The following is a 16,241-nucleotide window of genomic DNA, read 5'->3' as shown; positions in this document are numbered from 1 at the left end:
CACCGACGAGGGGAACTTCCGTGAGAGCCAAGGCAATTCCCGCCGCCCTCGCGGCGACCGCGCTGTTCGCCGTCGCCGGATGCGGTGGCCACGACGACAGCGGCGGCACGTCCGACGACGGCGCCACCAAGGCCGCCCAGCAGGCCGCGACCGCCGACTTCGGCGACCTCAAGGACGTCTGCGGACCCGGCGACGCCAAGTCCCCGTCCGCCCAGGGCGTCACCGCCGACTCCATCGAGGTCGGCGTCTTCTCCGACGTCGGCTTCACCAAGAAGTCCGAATTCGTGGACACCGCCAAGGTGTTCACCTCCTGGTGCAACGCGGCCGGCGGCATCGACGGCCGCAAGCTCACCGCCACCACCCGTGACTCCAAGCTGATGGAGGTCCGCCAGCGGATGCTGGAGGCCTGCAAGGAGGACTTCGCCCTGGTCGGCGGCGGCGCGGCCCTCGACGCCCTCGGCGTCAAGGACCGCCTGAACTGTCTGCTGCCCGACTTCCCGGCCCAGGTCAGCCAGATCCAGAACAACGGCTCCGACCTGCAGCTCAACGCCACCGGCGGAGCGTCGTACAACCGCTACGCGGGCTACTACGACTGGCTGCTGAAGACCGCCTACCCGCAGTCCGCGGGCGCCCTGGGCATCATCGGCGGTGACGCACCGGTCACCAAGGTCATCAACGCCGAGGCGCAGGAAGGCCTTCAGGCCGTCGGCGGGAAGTTCGTCTACAAGGACCTCTACCCGGCGGCGGGCGTCTCCGACTGGACACCGTACGCCCAGTCCATCAAGAGCAAGGGCGTCAAGGGCCTGATCTTCAACGGGGACTTCGTCCAGCTGGCCAAGCTGGAGCAGGTCCTGACCTCCATGAACTACAAGCTCGACTGGATCGACGCCAACAACAACTCCTACGGCCCCGCCTTCCTCCAACTCGCGGGCAAGTCCGCCGACTTCCAGAACAACCTCGCCGACCTCAGCGGGGTGTACCCCCTGGAGAAGGCCGCCGACAACCCGGCGACCGAGCAACTCGTGGACCTCTTCAAGAAGTACGCCCCTGACGCCCAGCTCACCCTGCCCGCCGTGCGCGGCTTCGCCTCCTGGCTGCTGTTCGCCAAGTCCGCGAAGAGCTGCGGCGACGCCCTCACCCGCACGTGCGTCTACGAGGCCGCCCGCAAGGAGACCGCGTGGACCGGCGGCGGACTGCTCGCCCCGGTCGACCTGAGCAAGTCGGACGCCCCGCTGACCTGCTTCAACATCGAGAAGGCCAGCTCCAAGGGCTGGGAGCCAGCCGACTTCGCCCCCAACGACGGCGCCTACCGCTGCAACGCGCCCACGTACGAGTTCAAGGGGAACTACGGCAAGCCGCTCACTCTCGCCGACGTCGGCAAGAGCATGAGTGACGTGAAGTGATGTGACCTGATGGAGCAGTTCCTCACCTTCGGGATCGTCGGGCTGACCACCGCCGCCGTCTACGCGGTGATCGGCAGCGGACTGGTGCTGACCTACGTCACCACGGGCGTGTTCAACTTCGCGCACGGGGCGGCCGGCATGCTCGCGGCGTTCTGCTACTGGCAGTTCACCGTCGGCTGGGGCTGGCCGGTCCCGGTGGCCCTGGCGGTGGTGCTGCTCGTGCTCGCCCCCGGCTTCGGCCTCGCCGTCGAACGGGTCCTGATGCGGCCCGTGCAGCACCTCGGCGAGGCCGAACGGCTGGTGATGACCGTGGCGCTGCTCAGCGGCGCCATCGCCGCCGCCCGCTGGATCTGGGACCCCAACGTCCCCCGCCCGCTCCAGACGTTCTTCGCCGACCGGGACGCCCTCCACCTCGGCCCGGCCACCGTCACCTGGCACCAGGCCCTCACCATGACGGTCGCCGTGGCGGTCGCCGCAGGCCTGTGGTTCCTGCTCAACCGCACCCGCGCCGGCACCGAGATGCGGGCCACCGTCGACGACCCCGCGCTCGCCCGCCTCACCGGCGCCGACCCGACCCGCGCCGGCCGCACCGCATGGATCCTCGGCACCCAACTCGCCGCGATCGGCGGCATTTTGATCGCCCCGACCGTCGCGCTGGACGCCTCGCAGCTCTCCCTGCTGATCGTCAGCGCCTACACCGCCGCCGTCTTCGGCCGACTCCGCAGCCTCCCCCTGACCTTCCTGGGCGCGGTCGTCGTCGGCTGCCTGGAGAGCTACCTCACCGGCTATCTCCCGCAGAACGACTACCTGCCCGGGCTCCGGCTGGCCGCCCCCGCCCTGCTGCTCTTCCTCGCCCTGCTCTTCTTCCGCAACCCCCGCCTGCGCCACCGCGAGCACCGGCTGGTGCAGGTCCCGGCCCCCTCACTGCGCGGCACCCCCGTCTTCGCCGCCGCCACGGTGGTCTTCGCCCTGGTCCTGGCCACCACGCTCGGCGAGGCCGACCTCGTCACCTACGGGCCGATCTTCTCGCTCGGCATCGTCGCCCTGTCCTACGTCCCGCTCGCCGGGTACGCCGGACAGATCTCCCTGTGCCAGCTGAGCATGGCCGGCATCGGCGCGGTCGTCTGGGGACACCTCGGCTCCCACGGCCAACTCTGGGCGCTGGCCGCCGCGATCGCCGTCTCGGCCGCCGCCGGAGCCCTGGTCGCCCTGCCCGCCCTGCGCTTCTCGGGCGTCTATCTCGCCCTCGGCACCGCCGCGTTCGCGGTCGTCCTGGACCGGTGGATCTTCACCCTGCCCTCCTTCGACGTCCTGGGGATGCGGATCGCCTTCTTCGACCAGGGATCGGTGAACGCGGTCGGCCCCAGCCTCTTCGGCCAACACCTGAACTCCGCCTCCGAGTTGACCGTCGTGGCCGCCGTCTGCCTCGGCCTCGCCTCCCTCGGGGTCGCCTGGCTGCGCCGCAGCGGATTCGGACGCCGGCTCATCGCGCTCAGGGACAGCGAGGCCGCGTACGCCACGCTCGGCGGCAACCTCCTGGTCGCCAAGGTGGCCGTGTTCGCCCTGTCCGCCGGGATCGCCGGACTCGGCGGTGCCCTCTACGGCATGCAGCAACAGGCCGTCACCGCCGACCAGTTCAGTCTGATCGCCGGGCTCCCGATCTTCCTGGTCGCGGTCATCGGCGGCCTCGGCGCGGTCGGCAACGGCCTGTTCGCCGGGACGGCGTACATCGGCCCCAACATCCTGATCGGCCTCGCGTCCTGGACCCAGAACATCGTCAGCGTGCTCCCCGCGCTCGCCGGAATGGGATTGGGCCACAGCCCCCAGGGACTTATTTCCCGCCTCCGCAGCCAGTGGGAGCCACTCGGCCGCGACCGGATCGCCCTGCCCGCCCTCCTCGCCGCACTCGCACTGGGCTGGGCCCTGCGACTGACCGACCTGATCAACGGCTGGACGCTGCTGCTGGGTTCACTCGCCGTGGCGTACGCGCTGCGTGCCTGGGCGGCCGCACGCCGGGCCCCCGAAGCGGCACCGGACGTGCCGGTCGAGTGGTGGGGCGTACGACGACCCTGGCGCCCGCAGGACCGGGAGGTGCTGGCCCGTGCCACTGCTGGAAGTTAGCGGAGTGACCGTCGCCTTCGGCGGCAACCGCGCCCTCGACGGCGTCGGCCTCAGCGCCGAACGCGGCCGGATCACCGGCCTCATCGGACCCAACGGGGCAGGGAAATCCACCCTGTTCGACGTCGTGTCCGGACTGCGCAGGCCCTCCTCCGGGCGGGTCGTGCTGGGTGGCCGGGACGTCACCCGGTACGGCCCGGCCCGCCGCTCCCGGCACGGACTCGCCCGCACCTTCCAACGCCTGGAACTCTTCGGGCGGTTGAGCGTCCGCGACAACCTCCTCGTCGCCGCCGAACTCGGCCCTTCGCGGCGCCGGGCCGGCTCCGTCGCCGACGACCTGCTGAAGCGGCTCGGGCTCGCGGAGATCGCCGACGCGAGCGCCGACACCCTGCCCACCGGCGTGGCCCGCCTCGTCGAGGTCGGCCGCGCCCTCGCCGTACGCCCAGGGTTGCTGCTCCTCGACGAGCCCGCTGCCGGGCAGGACGGTGAGGAGACCGAGCGGTTCGCGGCCCTGCTGCGTTCCGTGGCCGCCGACGGGACCGCGGTCGTCCTCGTCGAGCACGACATGGGCCTGGTCATGGGTGTGTGCGACGAGGTGTACGTGCTCGACCTCGGCAAAGTCATCGCGGTCGGCCCGCCCGACGTGATCCGCGCCGACGAGACGGTCCTGGCCGCCTATCTGGGGGACGCGTGAACGCCCTGCTCGAACTGCGCGGGATCCGCGCCGCCCACGACGGCATCACCGTCCTGCACGGCGTGGACCTGCATGTCCGCGCCGGGCAGGTGGTGGCCCTGCTCGGCCCCAACGGCGCCGGCAAGACGACCACGCTACGGGTCGCCGCCGGCCTGCACCCCGCCCGGTCCGGCCGGTTGGTGCTGGGCGGCCGGGACGTCACCGGCGCCGACCCGCGCGGTCTCGCGCGCGCCGGGGTGTGCCTGATCCCCGAGGGACGCGGGGTCTTCCCCAACCTCTCGGTCCGCGACAACCTCCTGATGATGACCTTCACCGGCCGCAGCCGCGCGGAGATCGAGGACATCGCCTTCACCCGCTTCCCGGTCCTCGCGAGCCGCCGCTCCCAGGCGGCCGGCACCCTCTCCGGCGGCGAACAGCAGATGCTCGCCCTGGCCCGGGGCCTCGCCACCGACCCCGCCGTCCTGCTCCTGGACGAACTGTCCATGGGACTGGCCCCGTTGGTCGTCGCCAAGCTCTACGAACAGGTCGCCGAGATCGCCCGGCAGGGCGTGGCGGTCCTGGTCGTCGAACAGTTCGCGGCCGCAGTCCTCGGCATCGCCGACCACGCGGCCGTCCTCGTCCGCGGCCGGGTCGAGCGCCAGGGCCGCCCCGACGGCGGCCTGCGCGACGAACTGTCCGCCCTCTATCTGGGGAGTTCCGCATGACACCCACGTCCGGTGAGCCACGGGCCGACCGCTTCGTCCGGGAACTGGCCGAACTGAAGATCCCCGACCCGGCCACCGCCCGCACGACCCTCTGGCTGCGCCTCGGCGCCGCCCTGATGGTGCTCGGCCTGGTCCTCGCGGCCTCCGCCTACGCCATCACCCACACCACCCAGAACCCCCTCGACCAGCGCGACGGCCTCGCCCTCGGCCTCGGCGGGATCGCCGCGACCGTGGTGGGCGCCGCACTGTTCCTGCGCTACTCGCTCACCGGATTCCTGCGGTTCTGGATGGCCCGCCAGTCCTACGACCTCGCCGTGCTCGCCGACCGCCTGGGCACCCCGCCCGCCCGGGGGACCACTCCCGGACCCCTGGCTCCCGGACCCCTGGCCGGAAAGGACCTGAACCATGACCTCGCCAGCACCGACCCCACGGCCCGGTGACCAGCTCGCCAGCACGGTCTGCACCACCCGCGTGGTCGTCGTCCGCGCCGCCGCCGACCGCGCCCCCGCCCTGACCTGCGGCGGCAGCCCGATGATCCCCGCCACCGGCGCTCCGGCCGTGCCGCCGACCGGAGCCGAACCGGTCACCCTCCTCGGCAAGCGGTACGTCGACGCCGAGGACACCCTGGAAGTGCTCTGCACCAGCGCGGGCTCCGGTGAACTCGCCTGCGACGGCGTCCCGTTGACCCTGAAAGCGGCCAAGCCCCTGCCTGCCTCCGACTGATGTGAAGGACCCCATGAACAACGGGCTGTTCGACCTGACCGGCCGCTCCGCGCTGGTCACCGGCGCCGCGGGCGGGATCGGCGCCGCGGTCGCCCACGCACTCGCCGCCGCCGGCGCGGCCGTCCTCGTCACGGACGTCGACGGAACGGCCGCCGCGACCGTCGCCGAGAAGATCACCGCCGCGGGCGGTACGGCGGACAGCGCGCCGCTGGACGTACGGGACCGGGGAGCCGCCGACGCGGCGGTGGCACAGGCGGCCGCCCTCGCCGACGGCACGCTGCACATCCTCGTGAACAACGCCGGCATCACCGCACCGGCCATGTTCCCCGACCTCGACGAGGACGCCTTCCGGCGGATCCTGGACATCCACGTCCTCGGCACCTTCACCTGCTCCCAGGCCGCGCTGCCCCTCCTGCCGACCGACGGCACCGGACGCATCATCAACGTCACCTCATCGGCGGGCCTCACCGGCACCCTCGGCCAGGTCAACTACTCCGCTGCCAAGGCCGCGATCATCGGCATGACCAAGTCGCTCGCCCGTGAACTGGCCCGTCGGCAGATCAAGGTCAACGCCCTCGCCCCGCTGGCCGCGACCCCGATGACCGAGACCATCCGTACGAACGAGAAGTTCGCCGCGACCATGCTCGCCCGCATCCCGCTCGGCCGCTGGGCGGAGCCCGCGGAGGTCGCGGGCGCCTTCGTGTTCCTCGCCTCTGACGCGGCCTCCTTCGTCACCGGCCAGGTGCTGCCGGTCGACGGCGGCCTGGTCATCTGATGGGCCCGCTCACCGGGGTGACCGTCGTCGCCCTCGAACAGGCCGTCTCCGCACCCCTGTGCACCCGGGTCCTCGGCGACCTCGGCGCCCGGGTGATCAAGGTGGAGAACCCGGACGGCGGTGACTCGGCCCGGTACATCGACGACGTGGTGGGCGGGGTCTCCGCCCACTTCGTGTGGGTCAACCGCGGCAAGGAGTCCGTGACGCTCGACCTCAAGTCCGAGGCGGGGCTGCGGACTCTGCACCGCCTCCTGGACACCGCCGACGTCCTCGTGTCCAACCTCGCCCCCGGCACCACCGCCAAGCTCGGCCTCGCCCCCGACGACCTCGCCACCCGCCACCCCGACCTGATCGCCGTCGAGATCGACGGCTACGGACAGGGCGGCCCCCTCTCCCACAAGCGTGCCTACGACCTCCTCGTCCAGGCCGAGTCCGGGGCCTGCGCGATCACGGGGACGCCGGGATCGCCGGCGAAGCCGGGGCCGCCGATGGCCGACGCGAGCACCGGGCTGTACGCGGCGCTGTCGATCGTGTCGCTGCTGTACGCGGGGGAGCGGCAGGACGCGCGGGAGCGCCAAGGCGCGCGGGAGGGCAGGTCGGTGACGGTGAGCCTCTTCGACACCATGACCGAACTCATGGGCTACGCCCTGAACTTCACCCGCCACACCGGCGAGGACCAGCAACCCCGCGGCATGGGCTCCCCGGCCGTCGCCCCCTACGGCGCCTACCGCACGGCCGACGGCCAGACCGTCGTCCTCGGCACCACCAACGACCGCGAATGGCAGCGGTTCGCAAGGGAGTTGCTGGAAAGACCCGACCTCGCCGACGACGAGCGCCTGCGCACCAACCCCGGCCGGGTCGTCCACCGCGACCTGCTGGACCGGGAGTTGGCCGCCTGGTGCGCACGCCACGACCTCGCCCAGATCCGGAGCCGCGCCGACGAGGCCGGCATCGGCAACGCCCGCTACAACACCCCCAGCGACGTCCTCGCCCACCCGCACCTCGCCGCCCGCGACCGCTGGCGTGACATCGACACCCCCGCAGGACCGGTCCCCGCGCTGCTGCCGCCCCCGGTCATCTCCGGCTACGACCCGCCGATGGGCGCCGTCCCCGCGCTGGGCGAGCACACCGACCGGGTGTTGGCCGAACTGGGCCTGACCGACGACGAGTTGCGCGAGCTGCGGAGGGGCGCGTGACCGTCCTGCTCTCCAGCGACACCGGTGGCGTCCGGACCCTCACACTGAACCGCCCGCACCGCAGGAACGCGATCGACCCCGAGCTGTGGAAGGCACTCCGTGAGGCGCTCACCGCGGTGGCCCGCGACCGGAGCGTCCGTGCCCTTGTCCTCACGGGCGCAGGCGGAGCCTTCAGCTCGGGCGCCGATCTCAAGTCGGGAGACCAGAGGCACCCCTTGGACAAGGTCCGCGACCTCAACGACGTGGCGGTCCTGCTCCACGACCTCCCCGTCCCCACCGTCGCCCAGGTGAACGGCGTGGCCGTGGGCGCCGGCTGGAATCTCGCCCTCGGCTGCGACCTGGTCGTGGCCACCCCCGAGTCCCGCTTCTCGCAGATCTTCGTCCGCCGCGGTCTCTCCCCGGACTGCGGCGGCACCTGGCTGCTCCCGCGCCTCGTCGGCCTCCAACAGGCCAAGCGGCTCGCCCTGTTGGCGGAGACGATCGACGCCGAGGAGGCCCGGTCGCTGAACCTCGTCACCTGGGTGGTGGAGGCCGAACGGATCGACGCCTTCGTGACGGACCTGGGCGAACGGCTGGCCGCCGGTCCGCCCGTCGCCCTCGCCCAGACCAAGGCACTCCTCAACGAGGCGACCGGCGGCACCCTGCACACCGCGCTCGCCGCGGAGGCCCGCGCCCAGGCGACGAACTTCGCGACCCTGGACGCCCAGGAGGCGTACGCGGCCTTCGCCGAGAAACGCGAGCCCCACTTCACCGGCCGCTGGTACCGATCCCCCGAGGAGCCCCATGCGTGAAGCAGTGATCGTAGAGGCCGTCCGCACGCCGGTGGGCAAACGCAATGGAGGACTGGCCGAGACTCACGCCGCCGACCTGTCGGCCGTGGTGCTGAACACCCTCGCCCAGCGGGCCGGTATCGACCCGGCCGTCGTGGACGACGTCGTCTGGGGCTGTGTCTCCCAGGTCGGCGACCAGTCGAGCAACATCGGACGGTACGCGGTCCTCGCCGCCGGCTGGCCCGAGACGATTCCCGGTACGACCGTCAACCGGGCCTGCGGCTCCAGTCAGCAGGCCCTCGACTTCGCCGCCCAGGCCGTCATGTCGGGCCAGCAGGACGTCGTCGTCGCGGGCGGGGTCGAGGTCATGAGCCGGGTACCGCTCGGCTCGGCACGGGCCACAGGAACGCCGTACGGTCCCCAAGTCCTCGCCCGTTACCAGGGGTTCTCGTTCAACCAGGGCATCTCCGCCGAGAAGATCGCCCAGAAGTGGGGCCAGACCCGGACCCGGCTCGACGAGTACGCCGTGCTCTCGCATCAGCGTGCCGCCGCCGCGCAGGACGCCGGAGCCTTCGACGCGCAGATCGTGCCGATCGGCGAGGTCACGGCCGACGAGGGCGTACGGCGGGGCAGCACCGTCGAGAAGCTGGCCGCGTTGAAGCCCGCCTTCCTCGACGACGGGACGATCCACGCGGGCAACGCCTCCCAGATCTCCGACGGAGCGGCCGCGCTGCTCGTCACCACTCCGGAACGGGCACGTGAGTTGGGGCTCAGGCCGCTCGTCCGGTACCGCGCCGGCGTGGTCACCGGCGCCGACCCCGTGCTCATGCTCACCGGGCCGATCCCGGCGACCGAGAAGGTCCTGCTCAGGGCGGGCGTGGGCCTGGACGAGATCGGCGTCTTCGAGGTCAACGAGGCCTTCGCCTCCGTCCCGCTGGCCTGGCTCGCCGAGACCGGCGCCGACCCGGCCCTGGTCAACCCCCTCGGCGGCGCGATCGCCCTGGGCCATCCGCTGGGCGCGTCCGGAGCGGTCCTGGCGACCCGCATGATCCACCACATGCGCGACCACGGCATCCGCTACGGACTCCAGACCATGTGCGAAGGCGGCGGCACGGCCAACGCCACGCTCCTCGAACTCGCCTCCTGAAAGGGCCCACCGTGCGCCGAGAGGTCTTCGAAGCCGACCACGAGGAATTCCGCAAGCTGGCGCGGGAGTTCATCGCCAAGGAGGTCGTCCCGCACTACGCCGACTGGGAGAAGGCGGGCCGGTTGCCCCGCACCCTCTTCGAACAGCTCGGCGCGCTGGGCCTGTTGGGCATGGCGATCCCCGAGGAGTACGGCGGCGCGGGCCTCGACGACTACCGCTACAACGTCGTGCTCCAGGAGGAGTCCGCCCGCGCCCTGGTCACCCTCGGCACGGTCCGCACCCAACTCGACGTCGTCCTGCCCTACTTCCTCGCCTACGCCGACCCCGCACAGCGCGAGCGCTGGTTCCCCGGGCTCGCCACCGGCCGGCTCCTGACCGCGATCGCCATGACGGAACCGGGCACGGGCTCGGACCTGGCGGGCATCCGCACCACCGCCGTCCGCGACGGCGACACCTATGTCCTGAACGGCGCCAAGACCTTCATCACCGGCGGGCTCCTCGCCGACCTGGTCATCGTGGTCGCCCGCACCGGTACCGATCCCGAAGACCGTCGTGCGGGCCTGACCCTGCTGGTCGTCGAGGACGGTATGCCCGGGTTCACCCGGGGCCGGGTCCTCGACAAGATGGGCATCAAGGTCCAGGACACCGTCGAGCTGGCCTTCGACGACGTCCGGGTCCCGGTGGCCAACCGCCTGGGGGAGGAGGGCGCCGCCTTCGGCTACCTCGGCCACAACCTCGCGCAGGAACGCATGACCGTGGCGGTCGGCTCGGTGGCCCAGGCGCGGGCCGCACTCGACGCCACCGTCGACTACGTGAAGGAGCGCCAGGTCTTCGGACGGACCGTGGCGTCCTTCCAGAACACCAAGTTCGAACTCGCCGCCGTGGCCGCCGAGATCGAGGCCGCCCAGGCGATGCTCGACCGGGCTGTGCTCTGCCTGGTCGACGGCGAACTGTCCGCCGCCGACGCGGCCAAGGTCAAGCTGTTCTGCACCGAGATGCAGGCGCGGGCTGTCGACCGCTGCCTGCAACTCTTCGGCGGCTACGGCTATATGACGGAGTATCCGATCGCCCGGCTGTACACCGACGCGCGGATCACCCGCATCTACGCCGGTACGAGCGAGGTCATGAAGGTGATCATCGCGAAGTCGCTGGGGCTCTGACTAGCCGGAGTACCGGGTCGTCGCCGCCAGCTCGGCGGCGCTCTTCATCAGGTCCAGCACCATCGGGCCGAACGCCTGCAACTTCTCGTTGTCACCGGCCCGTTGGAAGCCCTGTTCCAGGACGACCCCGAGCTTCCACTGGGCGAGAACGTCGTAGTAGTCCATGTCGTCGACCTGGCGGCCCGAGACCGCCGCGTAGTGCTGGACCAGCTCGGACCGCGACGGCATCCCCGTCAGGTCGACGTACAGGGCGGTGGCCGCCTCGGGCGCGCTGGTGTCCTCGGGCCAGCCGCGCAGCATCCAGGCGAGGTCGAGCTTGGGGTCGCCGACCGTGCCCATCTCCCAGTCGACGATCGCGGCCAGCCGGGCGGGGGCGCCGTGGCGGAACATGACGTTGGCGAACTGGTAGTCGCCGTGCATGAGCCCGGGGACGAAGTCGAGCGGCTTGTGCGCGCGCAGCCAGGCCGCCGCCTCGTCGAAGCCGGGCAGCTCCCGGGTCTTCACGCGCTCCAAGTACCGCGTCCAGCGGTCGACTTGACGCTCGTGGAAGCCGTCGGGGCGGCCCAGGTCGTGCAGCCCCTTCGCCCGCCAGTCCACCTTGGACAGCAGCGCGATGCCCTCCGCGAGCCGGTAGCCGAGCCCCGCCCGGGCGGCCAGATCGTTGTCGAAGGGGGCCGCCCAGCCGCGTACGCCCATGGGGGACCAGCCGTCGACGAACTCCATCAGATAGAAGGTCCGGCCGAGGACTGCGGGGTCGGTGCAGACGGCGACCGCCTTGGTGTGCGGGACGTCCGTGCCGTTGAGCGCCTCGATGATCCGCCACTCGCGCAGGATCCCCTCGTCCCGCGCGGCCGGCGCCTTCGCCGGCGGGATGCGCAGGGCGCAGTGCAGCTCGCCGCGGCGGATCTCGTAGATCTCGTTCTGCGCGCCCCCGGAGACGAAGGAGTGCTCGACCGGCTCGCCCTTGCCGGGGAGTCCGGACTCGTCCAGCCAGGCGGCCAGCCGCTCGACGTCGATCACCGGACACCGTCCGGGAGGAACTCGGCGTACTTCGCGCGGGCCGCCTCGACCCGCCTGGGCAGATAGCCGGTGGGCCAGAGGTCGTCGCTCGGCTTGTGGTCACGCAGCACCTGACGGGCCACCGTCACCTTGTGCACCTCGGTCGGGCCGTCGGCGATGCCGAGGACGCTCGCGCCCAGCAGCATCCGGAACAGCGGCATGTCACCGCTCACACCGAGCGCGCCGTGCACCTGGATCGCCCGGTGCGCGATGTCGTGCAGCACCGCCGGCAGCTGCGTCTTGATCATCGCGATGTCCTTGCGGACCTTGCGGTAGTCGTTGTACTTGTCGATCTTCCACGCGGTGTGCAGCACGGCCAGCCGGAACTGCGTCAGCTGTGCGTACGAGTCGGCTATGTGCCCCTGGACAAACTGCTTGTCGGCCAGGCGCTCGCCCTGGGTGTGCCGGCTCAGCGCCCGCTCGCACATCATGTCGAAGGCCTTGCCCGCCAGCCCGATGGTCCGCATCGCGTGGTGGATCCGCCCGCCGCCGAGCCGGGTCTGCGCGATCACGAAGGCCTGGCCCGCGCCGCCGAGCAGCGCGTCGGCGGGCACCCGTACGTCGTCGTAGTGGACCAGCGCGTGCGAGCCGCGCTCCTCGGGCTCACCGGCGAGGGCCACGTTGCGCTCGATGACGATGCCGGGCGTGTCCGCCGGGACCAGGAACATCGACATGCTCTTGTACGGGTCGCCGTCCGGGTCCGTCACCGCCATCACGATGAAGAACGCGGCGGTCTTCGCGTTGGAGGAGAAGTACTTCCAGCCGCTGATGACCCAGTCGTCGCCGTCCCGCACCGCGCGGGTCGTGAACTCCTTGGGGTCGGCGCCGGCCTGGGGCTCGGTCATCGAGTAGCAGGAGAAGATCTCGCCGTCGAGCAGTGGACGCAGATAGCGGTCCTTCTGCGCCTCGGTGCCGTAGTGGGCGAGGATCTCGGCGTTGCCCGTGTCCGGGGCCTGGCAGCCGAAGACGATCGGGGCCCAGGAGGAGCGCCCCAGGATCTCGTTGAGCAGGCACAGCTTCACCTGTCCGTGCCCCTCGCCGCCGAGCTCGGGGCCGAGGTGGGTGGCCCACAGGCCGTGCGCGCGGACCTCCTTCTTCAGGGGGTCGAGGACCCGGCGGAGGTTCTCGTCGGGCGGGGTGAACTGGAGGCCGTCCCACAGGAGGTCGAGCGGCTCGACCTCCTCGCGCACGAACCCGGCCGCCCAGTCCAACTGGGCCTGGTAGTCCGGATCGGTTTCGAAGTCCCAAGACATTGTGTCTCCTTCCGGCGACTGTCAGAATAGCGTTCTCATGAAGGAGAATACAATTCCCGCGTCACGGAGTGACATTGCCGAACGGATCGCGCAACGCGCGCTGGCGAGCCGGGAAGCCCAGTACGCGAGCGAGGTACGGGCCCTTCTGGACGCGGCCCGTGTCGTCATGCGTCGGTGCGGTACGGCGTCCCGTCCGCGCGTCGCCGACATCGTGACGGCGGCCGGACTGTCCAACGAGGTGTTCTACCGGCACTTCCGGTCCAAGGACGCCCTGGTCGCCGCGATCATGGAGGACGGCGCCGAGCACCTGTGCGGCTACATCACCCACCAGATGGCCAAGGAGACGACACCGGAGGGCAAGGTGCGCCGCTGGGTCGAGGGCGTGCTCTCCCAGGCCATCGACGAGGAGACGGCGGCGACCACGCTCGCCGTCATGTGGAATGCCCAGAGCGTGGGGGAGGGCTTCCTCGCGGGCCCGCCGACGGCCGCCGGCATGCTGGCGGGCCTGCTGGAGGGACCCTACGGCCAACTCGGCAGCCGGGATGCCGCGTTGGACGCGTCCCTGGCCGCCCACGCGACGGTGGGCCGGCTCGCCGAGTACCTGTGGCGCCGCAGCCCGCCGACCCGCGCCGACGTCGACCACCTCACCCGGTTCTGCCTGCGCACGGTCACCCCTCAGGAGGCGTACGAGTGAAACCAAGTGATCAGTTCCATGTGGGGATCGTCGTCTACGACCTCGCGGCGGCCGCCGCCGAGTTGTCGGAGACCTTCGGCTACCAGTGGTGCGAGGAGATCACCGCACCGGCCAGGGTCGGACTGTCCGAGGGGGAGCGGGTCCTCGACCTCACCTCGGTGTACTCGATGTCCACGCCCCGCGTGGAGTTGGTGCTGGCCGTCCCCGGGACGCTCTGGCAGCCGGCCGACTCGGGGGTCCACCACCTCGGGTACTGGTCGGACGACGTGGCCGCGGACTCCGCCGAACTCGCCCGCCGTGGCCACGCGTTGGAGGCGGAGGGGAGACGGCCCGACGGTACGGCGTACTGGGCGTTCCACCACGGTGGGGGAGGCCCGCGCGTCGAACTCGTGGCTCGCGCGCTCCAGCCTGCACTGGAGAAGTTCTGGGCGACCGGCAGGAGGAACGGATGACCACGGTCGGGATCGTCACTGGCGCGGGCCGGGGGATGGGGCTGGAGTGCGCGCGTCGTCTCGTCGGAGAGGTGGATCGGCTGCTGCTGGTGGACATGGACGGGGATGCGGCGCGGGCGGCGGTGGACGGGCTGTCGGGCGGCGCCGGAGGTGAGGGGGCGGCCGACAGCCCAGCCGGCGGCGACCGGTCGGGCGGCGACCGTCGCCCTGCCCTGGTCGAGCCCTTCGCCCTGGACATCACCGACCGCGAGGGGCTGGGCCGACTGGCCGCCCGTGTCGCCGAGTTGGGCACCCTGCGGGCCGTGGCGCACGCGGCCGGGATCTCGCCGACCATGGCGGACTGGCGCCGCGTCATCGAGGTGGACCTCGTGGGCACGGCCCGACTCGCCTCGGTCCTACGGCCGTTGGCGACCAGCGGGACCGCGATGGTCTGCTTCGCCTCGATGGCCGCGCAGATCGGGGCGACCGAGGCGAACCCCGACGCCGAGGCGGCCCTCGCCGACCCGCTGGACGCCGGGTTCCTGGACCGGCTCCGCGACGCGCTCGGACCTTCCGTCGAGGATTCCGGCGTCGCCTACAGCTGGGCCAAGCGCGGAGTGCAGCGCTTCGTGCAGCGGGAGGCGGTGCGGCTCGGCCCGCTCGGGGCCCGTGTGTGCTCGGTGTCGCCGGGGATCGTCGCGACCCCGCAGGGCAAGCAGGAAGCCGCCAACCACCCGTCGATGAAGGCGCTCGTGGAAAGGTCGGCCCTCGGGCGTGAGGGCCGACCGGAGGAACTCGCCGCCGTGGTCGCCTTCCTGCTCTCCGACGAGGCGTCCTTCCTCACCGGGGTGGACGTCCTCGTGGACGGCGGGGCGATGGCGGGACTGTCAGCCGCGCGCTGACGGGGGCTCGGCGGCCGTCACGATCACCGCGTTCGTCTCGGCCGCCGCCTGCCGCAGCTTCCGCGCCTCCTGGTACGCCTCCGAGGCGTACCAGGCCCGCGCCGCCTCCACGGACGGGAACTCCAGGACGACCGTGGTGTCCCCGAACCAGTCGCCCTCCAGCGTCTCGGGCGCCGAGTCGTTCGCCACGAGCCGCGCTCCGGTCCCGGCGAGCGTGGGCCCCGCGGCCCGCCCGTACGCGGCCATGCCGGCCGGGTCCTTCACGGACTCGGTGAAGATGACGTACGCCTTCGGCATGACGCTCCCTCGACTTGAACTCAAAGCGGGACTCAGCTGACGGTGATCGCCCGTTCCGGGCACAAGTCCGCCGCAGAGCGCACCGCGCCCTCGAACTCGGCCGGTACATCAGGGGTTTCGACGACCGCGTACCCGTCGTCGCTCAGGTCGAAGACTTCCGGGCACAGCGTGCAGCACACCCCGTGCCCGCGGCAGCGGTCGTCGTCGACGGTTACCTTCACCGGGCCTGGCTCCACTCCAGGTTGAGATGGGTCAGCCCGCGCAGGATGAACGTCGGCACGTACTGGAAGCGGCGCGCGTCCGCCGGTCCGTGGACGGACTCCGCGATCCGGATGTCCGACGTACGGTCCAGCAGCCGCTCCAGCGTCACCCGGGCCTCGGCCCGGGCCAGCGGCGCTCCCGGGCAGGTGTGCGCTCCGCGTCCGAACGCGAGATGACGGCGGACGTTCGCCCGGGTCACGTCGAAGGCGCCGGGGTCCTCGAACTGGCGCGGGTCGCGGTTCGCGGCGCCGTTGACCACCATCAGCGTGGTGCCGGCGGGGATGTCGACCCCGCCCACCGTGGTCGGCACCTTCGACAGCCGGAAGTCGCCCTTGACCGGGCTCTCCATGCGCAGGGTCTCCTCGACGAAGTTCGGTATGCGATGCCGCTCGGCGCGCAACTGCCGCTGGACGTCGGGCTGTTCGGCGATGATCCGCAGCGCGGTGCTCAGCAGCCGGACCGTGGTCTCCTGCCCGGCCGCGAAGAGGTTGGCGGCGACCCGTACGACGTCGGCGACCTCGGGGGTGGAGTCGTCGGGGAAGGTCGCGGTCGCGAGGCCGGTGGCTGACCGGGTCGAGGCCGCGGCGATCGAGATCGCGCGGCGCTGACGGTGGTCCCCGACATCTCCACCGGCAGCCGCACGTACGGACTCCT

At 71.7% G+C, this 16,241-nt stretch carries 19 protein-coding genes; 14 read left to right on the top strand and 5 right to left on the bottom strand.

What is annotated here, in order from left to right:
• The first annotated feature begins 20 nt into the window (after window positions 1–20).
• From ABZ896_RS25105 to ABZ896_RS25055, 11 genes are read left to right on the top strand one after another with little or no spacing between them, the layout of a single operon-like run.
• Window positions 21–1,403 carry an ABC transporter substrate-binding protein gene (locus ABZ896_RS25105; RefSeq protein WP_360933215.1) on the top strand — a complete coding sequence of 461 codons (1,383 nt, stop codon included), beginning with the start codon at window positions 21–23 and terminating at the stop codon, window positions 1,401–1,403.
• 9 nt (window positions 1,404–1,412) lie between these two features.
• Entirely contained in the window at window positions 1,413–3,524 is a 2,112-nt protein-coding gene (locus ABZ896_RS25100) for an ABC transporter permease (protein ID WP_360933212.1), read from the top strand.
• Window positions 3,505–4,215 carry an ABC transporter ATP-binding protein gene (locus tag ABZ896_RS25095; RefSeq protein WP_360933209.1) on the top strand — a complete coding sequence of 237 codons (711 nt, stop codon included), beginning with the start codon at window positions 3,505–3,507 and terminating at the stop codon, window positions 4,213–4,215. Before ABZ896_RS25100 ends, ABZ896_RS25095 begins: the two co-directional genes overlap by 20 nt.
• Complete coding sequence (locus tag ABZ896_RS25090; protein ID WP_360933206.1) at window positions 4,212–4,919, top strand: ABC transporter ATP-binding protein; 708 nt, start codon at window positions 4,212–4,214, stop codon at window positions 4,917–4,919. Before ABZ896_RS25095 ends, ABZ896_RS25090 begins: the two co-directional genes overlap by 4 nt.
• Window positions 4,916–5,359, top strand: coding sequence for a hypothetical protein (locus tag ABZ896_RS25085; RefSeq protein WP_360933203.1), 444 nt, complete (start codon window positions 4,916–4,918; stop codon window positions 5,357–5,359). The genes ABZ896_RS25090 and ABZ896_RS25085 overlap by 4 nt, the downstream gene beginning before the upstream one ends.
• A complete protein-coding gene (locus tag ABZ896_RS25080) occupies window positions 5,325–5,642 on the top strand; it encodes a hypothetical protein (RefSeq protein WP_360933200.1) in 318 nt (105 codons plus the stop codon). The genes ABZ896_RS25085 and ABZ896_RS25080 overlap by 35 nt, the downstream gene beginning before the upstream one ends.
• A 13-nt stretch (window positions 5,643–5,655) precedes the next feature.
• On the top strand, window positions 5,656–6,417 hold the full coding sequence (locus ABZ896_RS25075) for an SDR family NAD(P)-dependent oxidoreductase (RefSeq protein ID WP_360933198.1): 762 nt from the start codon (window positions 5,656–5,658) through the stop codon (window positions 6,415–6,417).
• Complete coding sequence (locus ABZ896_RS25070) at window positions 6,417–7,613, top strand: CaiB/BaiF CoA-transferase family protein (protein ID WP_360933195.1); 1,197 nt, start codon at window positions 6,417–6,419, stop codon at window positions 7,611–7,613. The genes ABZ896_RS25075 and ABZ896_RS25070 overlap by 1 nt, the downstream gene beginning before the upstream one ends.
• Window positions 7,610–8,404: an enoyl-CoA hydratase-related protein gene (locus tag ABZ896_RS25065; protein ID WP_360933192.1), complete on the top strand. Its 795-nt coding sequence runs from the start codon at window positions 7,610–7,612 to the stop codon at window positions 8,402–8,404. The genes ABZ896_RS25070 and ABZ896_RS25065 overlap by 4 nt, the downstream gene beginning before the upstream one ends.
• A complete protein-coding gene (locus ABZ896_RS25060) occupies window positions 8,397–9,530 on the top strand; it encodes a thiolase family protein (protein ID WP_360933189.1) in 1,134 nt (377 codons plus the stop codon). The genes ABZ896_RS25065 and ABZ896_RS25060 overlap by 8 nt, the downstream gene beginning before the upstream one ends.
• Window positions 9,531–9,541: 11 nt before the next feature.
• Window positions 9,542–10,690 (top strand): acyl-CoA dehydrogenase family protein, encoded by a 1,149-nt coding sequence (locus ABZ896_RS25055; protein WP_360933186.1) that lies wholly within the window; start codon window positions 9,542–9,544, stop codon window positions 10,688–10,690.
• Here the strand turns inward: ABZ896_RS25055 and ABZ896_RS25050 are convergent, their stop codons facing one another.
• Window positions 10,691–11,710 (bottom strand): phosphotransferase family protein, encoded by a 1,020-nt coding sequence (locus tag ABZ896_RS25050; RefSeq protein ID WP_360933183.1) that lies wholly within the window; start codon window positions 11,708–11,710, stop codon window positions 10,691–10,693. It abuts the gene before it with no gap.
• Window positions 11,707–13,002, bottom strand: coding sequence for an acyl-CoA dehydrogenase family protein (locus ABZ896_RS25045; RefSeq protein WP_360933180.1), 1,296 nt, complete (start codon window positions 13,000–13,002; stop codon window positions 11,707–11,709). Before ABZ896_RS25045 ends, ABZ896_RS25050 begins: the two co-directional genes overlap by 4 nt.
• 37 nt (window positions 13,003–13,039) lie before the next feature.
• On the opposite strand from ABZ896_RS25045, the gene ABZ896_RS25040 reads away from it, so the two are divergent.
• The 3 genes from ABZ896_RS25040 to ABZ896_RS25030 are packed head-to-tail and all read left to right on the top strand — an operon-like array spanning window position 13,040 to window position 15,029.
• Complete coding sequence (locus ABZ896_RS25040; protein ID WP_360933177.1) at window positions 13,040–13,696, top strand: helix-turn-helix domain-containing protein; 657 nt, start codon at window positions 13,040–13,042, stop codon at window positions 13,694–13,696.
• Window positions 13,693–14,148 (top strand): VOC family protein, encoded by a 456-nt coding sequence (locus ABZ896_RS25035; protein WP_360933174.1) that lies wholly within the window; start codon window positions 13,693–13,695, stop codon window positions 14,146–14,148. Before ABZ896_RS25040 ends, ABZ896_RS25035 begins: the two co-directional genes overlap by 4 nt.
• Window positions 14,145–15,029, top strand: a complete 885-nt coding sequence (locus tag ABZ896_RS25030; RefSeq protein WP_360933171.1) for an SDR family oxidoreductase — start codon at window positions 14,145–14,147, stop codon at window positions 15,027–15,029. Before ABZ896_RS25035 ends, ABZ896_RS25030 begins: the two co-directional genes overlap by 4 nt.
• On the opposite strand, the gene ABZ896_RS25025 is transcribed toward ABZ896_RS25030, so the two are convergent.
• The 3 genes from ABZ896_RS25025 to ABZ896_RS25015 form a co-directional block, all read right to left on the bottom strand.
• Window positions 15,015–15,326, bottom strand: a complete 312-nt coding sequence (locus tag ABZ896_RS25025; RefSeq protein ID WP_360933168.1) for a DUF1330 domain-containing protein — start codon at window positions 15,324–15,326, stop codon at window positions 15,015–15,017. The genes ABZ896_RS25030 and ABZ896_RS25025 overlap by 15 nt on opposite strands.
• A gap of 32 nt (window positions 15,327–15,358) precedes the next feature.
• Window positions 15,359–15,547 (bottom strand): ferredoxin, encoded by a 189-nt coding sequence (locus tag ABZ896_RS25020; protein ID WP_360933165.1) that lies wholly within the window; start codon window positions 15,545–15,547, stop codon window positions 15,359–15,361.
• On the bottom strand, window positions 15,544–16,241 hold a 698-nt coding region (locus ABZ896_RS25015), incomplete at its 5' end, for a cytochrome P450 (protein WP_360933163.1). The genes ABZ896_RS25015 and ABZ896_RS25020, both read right to left, overlap by 4 nt.

The organism is Streptomyces sp. NPDC047072, from assembly GCF_040643855.1.
In the GTDB taxonomy this organism is placed as follows: domain Bacteria; phylum Actinomycetota; class Actinomycetes; order Streptomycetales; family Streptomycetaceae; genus Streptomyces.
This window is presented reverse-complemented; position numbering and strand designations above follow the sequence as displayed.

Bases quoted from the DNA above. Each gene is read 5' to 3' on its own strand.
- ABZ896_RS25030 (WP_360933171.1), top strand. From the start codon at position 14,145: ATGACCACGGTCGGGATCGTCACTGGCGCGGGCCGGGGGATGGGGCTG.
- ABZ896_RS25070 (WP_360933195.1), top strand. From the start codon at position 6,417: ATGGGCCCGCTCACCGGGGTGACCGTCGTCGCCCTCGAACAGGCCGTC.
- ABZ896_RS25100 (WP_360933212.1), top strand. From the start codon at position 1,413: ATGGAGCAGTTCCTCACCTTCGGGATCGTCGGGCTGACCACCGCCGCC.
- ABZ896_RS25060 (WP_360933189.1), top strand. From the start codon at position 8,397: ATGCGTGAAGCAGTGATCGTAGAGGCCGTCCGCACGCCGGTGGGCAAA.
- ABZ896_RS25080 (WP_360933200.1), top strand. From the start codon at position 5,325: ATGACCTCGCCAGCACCGACCCCACGGCCCGGTGACCAGCTCGCCAGC.
- ABZ896_RS25025 (WP_360933168.1), bottom strand. From the start codon at position 15,326: ATGCCGAAGGCGTACGTCATCTTCACCGAGTCCGTGAAGGACCCGGCC.
- ABZ896_RS25040 (WP_360933177.1), top strand. From the start codon at position 13,040: ATGAAGGAGAATACAATTCCCGCGTCACGGAGTGACATTGCCGAACGG.
- ABZ896_RS25085 (WP_360933203.1), top strand. From the start codon at position 4,916: ATGACACCCACGTCCGGTGAGCCACGGGCCGACCGCTTCGTCCGGGAA.
- ABZ896_RS25045 (WP_360933180.1), bottom strand. From the start codon at position 13,002: ATGTCTTGGGACTTCGAAACCGATCCGGACTACCAGGCCCAGTTGGAC.
- ABZ896_RS25075 (WP_360933198.1), top strand. From the start codon at position 5,656: ATGAACAACGGGCTGTTCGACCTGACCGGCCGCTCCGCGCTGGTCACC.